At 32.7% G+C, this 6,802-nt stretch carries 6 protein-coding genes; 2 read left to right on the top strand and 4 right to left on the bottom strand.

All coding sequences use genetic code 11. The features are described 5' to 3' along the window. Positions 1-36: 36 nt before the first annotated feature. Complete coding sequence (locus B2008_RS05795; protein ID WP_281828165.1) at positions 37-1,728, bottom strand: Rqc2 family fibronectin-binding protein; 1,692 nt, start codon at positions 1,726-1,728, stop codon at positions 37-39. Positions 1,729-2,070: 342 nt separating this feature from the next. On the opposite strand from B2008_RS05795, the gene B2008_RS05790 reads away from it, so the two are divergent. Then, positions 2,071-2,487, top strand: a complete 417-nt coding sequence (locus B2008_RS05790) for a MarR family winged helix-turn-helix transcriptional regulator (RefSeq protein WP_281828166.1) — start codon at positions 2,071-2,073, stop codon at positions 2,485-2,487. Between the two features lie 69 nt (positions 2,488-2,556). Continuing rightward, positions 2,557-3,435 (top strand): DegV family protein, encoded by an 879-nt coding sequence (locus B2008_RS05785; RefSeq protein ID WP_281828168.1) that lies wholly within the window; start codon positions 2,557-2,559, stop codon positions 3,433-3,435. 53 nt (positions 3,436-3,488) lie between these two features. Here the strand turns inward: B2008_RS05785 and add are convergent, their stop codons facing one another. From add to B2008_RS05770, 3 genes are all read right to left on the bottom strand, one after another. After that, on the bottom strand, positions 3,489-4,496 hold the full coding sequence (gene add / locus B2008_RS05780) for an adenosine deaminase (RefSeq protein WP_281828170.1): 1,008 nt from the start codon (positions 4,494-4,496) through the stop codon (positions 3,489-3,491). Between the two features lie 156 nt (positions 4,497-4,652). Beyond that, complete coding sequence (gene xerS / locus B2008_RS05775) at positions 4,653-5,726, bottom strand: tyrosine recombinase XerS (protein WP_281828172.1); 1,074 nt, start codon at positions 5,724-5,726, stop codon at positions 4,653-4,655. Positions 5,727-6,191: 465 nt separating this feature from the next. Next, positions 6,192-6,587, bottom strand: coding sequence for a VOC family protein (locus tag B2008_RS05770; protein ID WP_281828174.1), 396 nt, complete (start codon positions 6,585-6,587; stop codon positions 6,192-6,194). Positions 6,588-6,802: the final 215 nt, after the last annotated feature.

Below are 6,802 nucleotides of genomic sequence, written 5' to 3'. Positions count from 1 at the left end.
CAACACTAGGTTAGTCTGTTTTATATTTAAATTTCATTAATCAATTCTCTTGGACATAACGCTTTTTTCTTCAGGGGTAACTTCAATCGAATTTTGCCCTGTGTAGATTACAAATCCTGGTTTCGCACCATTTGGCTTTTTAACCCGCTTGTCTTGAACATAATCCACTTGAACATGGGCAGAAAGCTTTCCTTTTGAAAAGAAGGCGGCAATTTCAGCTGCTTCTTTAATATCTTCAGGAGTAGGTTGATCATCACGAAGAATAACATGAGAGCCTGGCATATTTTTAACATGGAACCAATAATCATTCTTATTTGCTTTCTTTAAAGTCAACCAATCGTTTTGATAATTATTCTTTCCAACAAAAACGGTTTTACCTGATGAAAGTTTGAATTTGTTTAAATTACGTTCAGTAATTTTTTTACGGCGAACATGTTTCTGTGGTTTGCGAATATAACCCTGATTTTGTAATTCTTCATTGATCTGATCAATATCCTGAGGCTCAGCATTATCAATAGCTGTTTGAATTGAATCAAAGTAGGCCAAATTAGCTTGTGCAATCTTTATTTGTTCATGCACGTGTTTAATTGAATCTCGCAGTTTCTTATATCTGGTGAAATACTTTTGTGCATTTCGTGCTGGAGAAAGGGCTGGATCCAATTTTACCTTTAACGGACGATTATTATCATAGTAATTTGGCAAATCTACTTCCGTCATTCCAGGTTTAACCTGATACAAATTTGCATTTAAAATTTCACCACGAATACGATAGCCTTCTGAATTTTCAGCTAAATCAAGATGTTTTTGCAATTTTGCAATTTTCTTAGTTAATTTTTTCTGCTCGTTTTTAACAACTCGTTCAACCTTTGTAGCTCGCTGTTTAACCCAATCTCGATTTGCTTGATATTCATAAAACTCATCAAGTGCATGGTTCAAATCTGGATCACTGCTTTCTTTTTCCAGATCCAAATGATAGGGAAGGTAAGGAAATATCTTTCGCTTATTTCTCGGAGTTTTAAGAACAAAAGCTTTTGGATGATTAAATTGTTCGAAGAAAGTTTGAAAAGAAGCAAATGAAAATTCATCTTCAAGATAGCCCTCTAGTTCCATCCGATCATCACGATCTAAACCATCCATTTTTCTAACAAAATCACTAGGAAGAGGATTTTGCTTTTTTAGTTCTTCAAATTCTTTTTCCGTTAAATTTAAACCATTTATTCCTGGTTTTAACGGTGGCAATTCATATTTTGCTCTTGGGAGAAGTATTCTTGCACGATTTTCATCAGGATTAATTCTCTTTAGCAAATCAATAATTTTTCCGCTTTCTTGATCATAAAAAATTACGTTGCTGTGTCGGCCCATTAATTCGACAGATAAAACAAGTTGTACTTGATCGCCAAGTTCATTTCGATTGCTGAAATGGAAGTTTACAATTCGATCCAACCCAATTTGTTCAATCGATTTTAAAACTGACCCTTCCAAATATTTGCGCAGCACCATTACAAACGTTGGTGCCTTATCTGGATTGGCAATAGTCTGTTTGGTCAAATACATTCTTGGATATTGAGCATTTGCCGAAATCAGCAACTGTTGATTTTTTCTTTCTTTTCGAAATACTAGGACCAAGTCTTGATCAAATGGTTGATAAATTTTGGATAACCGTCCACTCACTAGAGTAGGGGTCAAAGTAGTTAATAGGCTATGAATAAATAAACCATCAAAAGCCATCTGGTATCACCTCTAAACATAAACACGTTATCTATTATATCAATTATTTTCTTATTGCTTAAGTAACTTGATTCTAGTAATTTGGCTAATCTTAAAATAGCGTACTTCTGGTTATATAATAATATTTTGAGAATTTCACAAAGACTTATTTGTGAAAAACTGGTATACTATAGGTATAAAAAAGTAATATTAGTTTTAGCTAATGCATAAGTCAAAGCTAATATATTATGTTTCACATAGTAAATATCCTAGATGGGTCAGCATAAAGTTTCACAACATTAGTGTTGGTTTCTGACTACATACCTCTGGGATTTACTCACGAATTTTGGAGAAGAGTAGTATATGGATGTTTTATTTTTTAATTCCATCGCAAAGCACATCAAAAAAGAAATAAATCACAAATGCAAGTTAAGTCTTTCACAAACAAGAATATTGCTATTTTTCGATGGAAATAATAATCAGCCTTTACCGATGGGAAAATTGGCAAAAGGTCTCTCAATTTCTTTGTCTACTTTAAGTAGACAGCTTAAGCAAAAGAAAACACAAGATTATATTGAGATAACCAGATCAGATAAAGATTCAAGTAAAATAGTTTGCCTAAGTGAAGTGGGGCTAAGTAAAGTTGCCGAATTAAAAAAGGCACTTAGTGAGATCGAAAAAGATCTATTTTCAAAAATTGATACAAATGAGTTAACTAAATTTACTCAAGAACTAAAAAATCTAAGCATGGGATATGACGACTTCTCAGAAATGGCATAGGTATTCGAACTTGAGCTCATTTTATGCTATAATTCATCTATAAATTCTTATAGATGAAAGGGTTATATAATGAAGATTGCATTAGTGACCGATAGCACCAGTGTATTAACTAAAGAAGAAGTTAAAGAAAATAATGTGATCGTAATGCCAATTCCTGTTATTGTTGGCGACAAGGAATATTTGGAAGGCATTAACCTCACTGCAGAGCAACTATTTGAATCTCAAAGACAAGGTGCTGTTTTTCCTAAGACTTCACAGCCAAGCATGGGTAAGATGATTGAACTTTACAATAAGCTCCATGCAGAAGGCTATGAGGCCATTATTGATATTACTTTATCAGGCGGGATTTCTGGATATAATGAGACATTGCAAAACATCGCTCGCAATAATCCTGAATATCATTTATATCCTTATGATTCAAAGATGACTGTGCGTTTGCAAGGATACTTAGTTCTTGCAGCTGCTAGGATGATCAAAAACGGCTTAACACCTGAACAGATTATTAAGCATCTTGATGAAATTAGAGCAACAATTGATGAATTGTTTGTCGTAGATAATTTAAAGAATTTAAGTCGTGGTGGTCGTTTAAGTAATGCGAGTGCATTTATCGGTACGATGCTTCATATTAAGCCGCTGTTAACTTTTAAAGACGGTAAAATCGTTGCGTTTGATAAAATTCGTTCTATGAAGCGTGCAGTCAGCAAGATTGAAAGTATTGCGTTAGAACGAACTAGTAAGCTTGATTATAAAGATAAATTACGTTTGTTTGTCTTTCATTCTAACGATGCCGAGCAAGCCGCAGGAATTAAAGACTTTATTTCTGAAAATTTTCCTGGTTTGCCTGTTGATGTTGCAGAATTCAGTCCTGTTATTGCTACTCACTTGGGTGAAAAATCAATCGCTATTGCTTGGATGATTGATATTGATAAAATCGATTTAACTAAATAAAAAGCAAAAAAGAACTAGTAGTAAAAAGATACTACTTGTTCTTCTTTTTTTATTTAACCTAAAAGAGCAGTCAAACGTTGTTTTTCTTTTGGACTGGCAAATGAAGCTTGGATTGAATTCTTCAGCATTTCTTTTTCTTCACTTGCTAAAAGACCTGTTTTTACTTCAAGACGTCGATACTCAGTTGGTAAATTAGTATGAGAAACTGTCATATTATCAGTATTTAAAGTTACATGAACACCTTCATGAAGCAATTCTCTAACTGGATATTTAGTCAGGCGATCAAAAACTTTAGTATTTAAATTGGAAGTAGCACAGCATTCAAGAGTTATCTTATCCTTTGCCAATTTATTTACTAGATTCTGATCTTCAATACATCTAATTCCATGTCCAATTCTTTTAGCTCCTAATGCCAAGGCTTCACGAATGGAATTAGGCCCCATTGCTTCCCCTGCATGAATAGTGTAGGGAACACCAAGTTCTTTTGCCTTGGCAAAAAGTTTACTATATTTGTGAATAGCAAATTCGGGGGTTTCTGCGCCGGCTAGGTCAATTCCAACAACATGAGTAATCGGCATCAATTTATGAGCCAACTCAACAGTTTCAAAATTTTCCTTTTCATTACCACGCAGCCGCATACAGCAAAGAATAAAGTTAGCATGCAAGGCTGATTTTCCATCACGCAAAACCGCTTGCCAATTAAGAAAGTTTTTATAACCAATCTCACAGGCCCTAATAGCTTCCTCCTGCGTCAATTCTTTTTGCGTGTGTAATTGTGGGGCAAAGCGTATTTCTACATAGATACAGCATTGTTTGCGCAAATCACGCAACAATTCATAAACAATCAATTCTAAATCTGTTTTTGTTTGCATTAATTTTAATGGAAAGGCGAATTTTTCTAAATATTCATTTAAGTTATGGCAATTATCTGAAACAGATAATTTCTGATGCAATTTATCATCACTTATTAACGGAAAATGATGCAGTTTGCTTAATTTCTTAACGGTATTAAAAGGTACTGAACCATCCAAATGTAAGTGCAGATCAATTAAATCTTCCATAAATATCTCCTTAATCAAATTAATTTATCAAACAAGTGAAGATTAAATTGTTAACATTCTAGCACTTAAAAGTCAGATTGTTTAGTATAATAAAAGCAGATTTTTTAGATTAATTAATGATATTATATATAAGAATACATTTATTTGTACGTGTTTTTAGTACTTATGCTGATCAAGATCAGGTATTTCATTAAGAGCTGCACGTTGCTTTTCTTGATTAACATGCGTATATAAATCCGTTGCCGAAGTACTTTTTTGACCCAATTGCTGCGCTACTAAAACTTGATCCTTAGTTACTTCATACAATTCTGAAGCTAAAGTGTGGCGTAATTTATGTGGAGTAAGCGGGTGGCCGAATGCTGCCGAATATTTATTGACCATTTTTTCAATTGCATTGCTTGTAATACGACGTGTTTGATCATGCCAACGAGTTAGAAAGAATGCAGTTTGCGTTTTATCGGCCAAATACCGCTGCTGACGGATCTTTTTATATTCAATCAGATAGTTGACCGTCCATTCAGCAATCGGCACACTGTCCCTCTGACCGCCTTTACGCGTTACATCTAAAACTGCATCTTTTAAATTAAGATCTTTTAAATTGACATTAGCACATTCAGACACACGAATTCCCGTTCCCAGAATTAGGGCAACAATCGCAAGATCTCGCTGCTTATTCTTTTTGAAAGCTGGTAGAGCCTGTTTATTACAATGTTGCTCATAATTTTTTGCAATAAAATCAAGAAATTCATATTTTAAATTGCCAGTATACATATGAGATTCTAAAATATGAGCACGATAATTAAGCGTTTTTGTGCTGTTTAAAGAATCAATTTTGAGCATTACATTACGTTCAAAATATGGTTGGCCATGATTATTGTCAGCCGTAATTGTCAAAAATTTGAATAGGGAACGTAAAGCATTAATTGAACGATTAACTGTTGTTGGCGAATTGAGGTGTCCCTGTTGATTCTTAGAATGGCGTAAATAATCAATATATAGCATGATATCGTTACGTCGTAAATGGGCGAGGGTAGAAGTGGAAACTTGACGATTGTTATCAGCCTTCGAAATTCCTTCTTTTCTTAGCCATTCAAAAAAACGTCTAATTTCAGTTAAATATTGATAACTCGTAGCTAGAGATTGATTGGTTCCTAGATTATATTGCTTTACATAATCTGGCATTTTATTTAATTCAAGTTGAATTAAGGCTAAATATTTTTTTGTTTCCATGTTGTCTACCTCTAATTATAACTTTCATTATACAACTGCTTAAATTATAGCAATTTTAGGGCACTTTTGCAAACACATGTTCTTTTAACTTCATAGAAAAACTCCCCTAGCAAAAATAAAGAGCGGGGAGCAATAAAAGATTAAAGAAGACAGCACAACATTGATATATCAAGCTTATTTGTTGCTGCAAATATTGATTCAAATTAATTATTGATTCAGCAAAATAAAAATAAAAATTCTTTTTAAATAAATTCACTAAATAATTCAGTAATAAAATAAATATCAAACCATATTTAATTGAGAGTATGAGATCTACCTATCATTAAAATTATAGTTTTAATGATAGCTTAGCAAAAGAATTGAACTCATAAACTTTATTCTTACTTTTGGACTAAAATAGATGAACTTAATAAAACAAACTAATGATCATTTTGGATTTTAAACGTCTCAGAATCTCTCTCAGCATTAATTATGATAAGTAGAAATTTCAACAAGATTACCATCTGGATCTCTAACATATACAGACATCATTTTTCCTTTAAAACCATGCTTAACAACTGAACCTAATTCTATTTGAATATTATTTGTTTCAAAATTCTTTATAATCTCTTGAACATTATTTGAGCTCTCTAAACAAAAATCAAAACTACCAGTCGATAGATGCTTCGCCACAATTGCATTTACTTCATTAGTTGACTTTCTTAAGCGAAAAAGTGAATGACCACCACACATCATCGTCACAAAATCTTGGTTGCTTTGCTGATTTACTATTTTTAATCCAATAATTCGATGATAGAAATCTTTTGCTTTGTCCAGATTATTTACTGTGATAACAAAATGATCCATATTTAGTATCTTCATTTAGTCTACCTCCAATTTTGAGTATTTACTTTACATAATATATATTATACGAAGTGACTATTCAACTCTTATCCATTACTCTATTATCGTTTTTCACTATTAATTAACATTAAACTTTATTAAATTCAAAATTATTTACTAACTAATGACCAATAAACGGCGTTTGCTTGACAAAACAATAAATATTATGTTTCTATGTTACTTGTAGTAAATAT

The sequence above is a fragment of the Lactobacillus sp. UBA5813 genome (assembly GCF_002417895.1).
Taxonomy (GTDB): Bacteria; Bacillota; Bacilli; order Lactobacillales; family Lactobacillaceae; genus Lactobacillus; species Lactobacillus amylolyticus.
Note: the sequence above shows the minus strand (reverse complement) of the source record. Positions and strands in the feature narration are given on the sequence as shown.